The sequence below is a fragment of the Streptomyces sp. NPDC002130 genome, from assembly GCF_040296465.1.
In the GTDB taxonomy this organism is placed as follows: Bacteria; Actinomycetota; Actinomycetes; order Streptomycetales; family Streptomycetaceae; genus Streptomyces.
Genome location: NZ_JBEOXI010000575.1, coordinates 1 through 2,318 on the forward strand (window position 1 = coordinate 1; position 2,318 = coordinate 2,318).

1 protein-coding gene is annotated in these 2,318 nt (G+C 53.2%); it reads left to right on the forward strand.

Annotation, left to right across the window (positions count from 1 at the left end):
* The first annotated feature begins 684 nt into the window (after positions 1–684).
* Positions 685–2,067, forward strand: a complete 1,383-nt coding sequence (locus ABT116_RS42970; RefSeq protein WP_351646167.1) for a Shedu immune nuclease family protein — start codon at positions 685–687, stop codon at positions 2,065–2,067.
* The last annotated feature ends 251 nt before the right edge of the window (positions 2,068–2,318 follow it).

Below are 2,318 nucleotides of genomic sequence, written 5' to 3' on the forward strand. Positions count from 1 at the left end.
GTCCAGGCGCCCCGGCGTTCGCGGATGAACTGTGGCAGTTGATCAGTGGTTTTCTGAGCAGTCGCCGGGCCGAGGAGTTGTTCGGAGGCTCTGAGGATGCCGGGTTGGCGGATCTCGACACAGTGAGAGGCCCGAGATACGTCCCGCCTCCTGCTCGACCGAGGATCCCAAGGTGAGAGTGTCTGACGGCTATCGCCGTGCCAAATAATTCAGGGAAGAACGTGCCAATAATTCCGAGAGTCACACACTGACCGAGGAGAAATCGCGCGAATACTGCAGGCAGCAGCGTTCCAGAACTCACCGACAACCCGTGTAATGAATCATCCGTTTTGGACACGGGTTTCGGAACATATCTTCGGCCAGCTCGCCGAAGATCGTTCCCTACGTTCATAAAGGGGTCGTTTATGAAACATTGTTCAGCGACACCGAAAATCGGGGGCGATCGGCTGTAGAGACTGCCATGGACACGATTGAGATCGACTTGAACGGTCGAGCGATTCTGAGAATGGTGAGTCACCTGACGTGGCTATGCCACCACGAGCGCAATGGCAACGGTAGGTACAGTGCCAGAGTCGGACATGAACTCGGTTCCTCTAATGCTGAACCGTAAAGGACACGTACCCTCAGATGATCAAGATGAAGCACTGAACAAGGGAATCTGAGAAAACCATGGCGAGATTTGGAATGAAACCTCTGATCGGCCGGCTCGAAGAACGACCGAATCCTGACGACCCCGCCACCATCGATGGATTTTTCGTTCCTCTACGGACGGCTAAGTCAGATGCGAGAGAGTCGAGATCTGCAATCAATGGCGTGAAGATACTCAGTTTTTCTTCAGATTATTCGGAAATTCGAATGTTCCCGATTCACACCAGTTCATCCATGAATCGAAATTTCTTGAGTCCGAAATACTCAGAAATTCGTACTTTGACATTCCGTTGGGAAGAGGAAGATTTCCCCGGCTTCGAGGAATTTCTCGAGAATTTACCTTCAGGGTTTGCAAAGGACCCGGACTACGGGCTCGGACTGCTAAAGCAATGCAACCGGATCGTCAGATTAATAGAAGAACACACTTCATGTCAAGAAATTGCATTCGTCGAGGGGAGTGAGGTTGCGGATGACGGTAGGGTTCTCAGCTTCGGTCTGAGCCGTTTCGCGGATATATGGAAAGAACTCAATCGGATCGACGGGCGCGGTTCCCGTGCCACATCGCGCGTCAAGAATGCGTATGTCCACAATGATCTGGCCTCCGCACTAAATCTGGACGAAACCGGCTACAGCCTGGGAAGACATCCCATTTCAAGATTTGTTGCGAAGGCTGCCGCCGACGAAGAAGAGCTCACCGAGACGGAGCAGGACAGTCTCATCGACGTAGTCGTATCCGAGTCGATGGCTCTAGCGGAGGAACGCCCCGCGGGGTTCCAGAAGCTCCACAGGGAAGTTGAGCTAGTAAACCTCGACCGTCTGATAAAGACATACGAGGAATCTCTAGGAAAGAAAACCAGTGAAGCCCACTGGCAGGATTTCTTCGATGTAAACGCATTTGCGCTCCAGCAGATAGTCGGTGCACCAATGGTAATTGCACAATCAGGCGCCACTGTTGGCGGGGGACGGTTCGATGGAAGTGGCGACAAGATAGCGGACTACCTTGTCAAAAATACGCTAACTAACAATGTGGCCCTTGTAGAGATTAAGAAACCGACAACGCCCCTGCTTGGTAAAGAATATAGATCCGGAATCTACGGAGCTTCGACGGAACTCGACGGTGCCATCACGCAGGTGCTTGACCAAGCCTACCAACTGATGACCAATTTTGCCACGATGAAGAACAACACGCGCAGCTACGACCTAGAGGCATACGCAATCTCATGCTTCGTCATTGCAGGTCGCAGTCCCGCTGTGCAAGACCCTGATCGGCAGAAATCATTCGAGCTATACCGGGCAAATTCGCGCAACGTAAAGGTGGTGACCTACGACGAGGTGCTCGCGCAGCTCAAGATCCTGCGAACATTCCTTCGGCCGCAGACTACAATGAAAGATTCAGAGACCTCACGCAAGGTCGAATGACCATTGACTGAGTTCGTGTGAGATGCGGTTATCCTGCGTTTTGGCACCATGTCTGATCTCCCATATCCCTGCTCGTGCCTGCGATACTCGGCCGACAGGCGGGCCAATCACTGAGCAGACGAACGAAAGGAAGGAGCGTTAGCGCCAACAGGTACAAGGCGCATGGGTGGGCCCCCGGGCGGTGTCACGTTGTTGCGTGCGGGACAATGGAGTACGTGACTCGGATCGTGATCATCGGTGGCGGACCCGGC

Excerpts from the sequence above, each read along its gene's own strand:
- ABT116_RS42970 (WP_351646167.1), top strand. The coding sequence starts at position 685 with ATGAAACCTCTGATCGGCCGGCTCGAAGAACGACCGAATCCTGACGAC.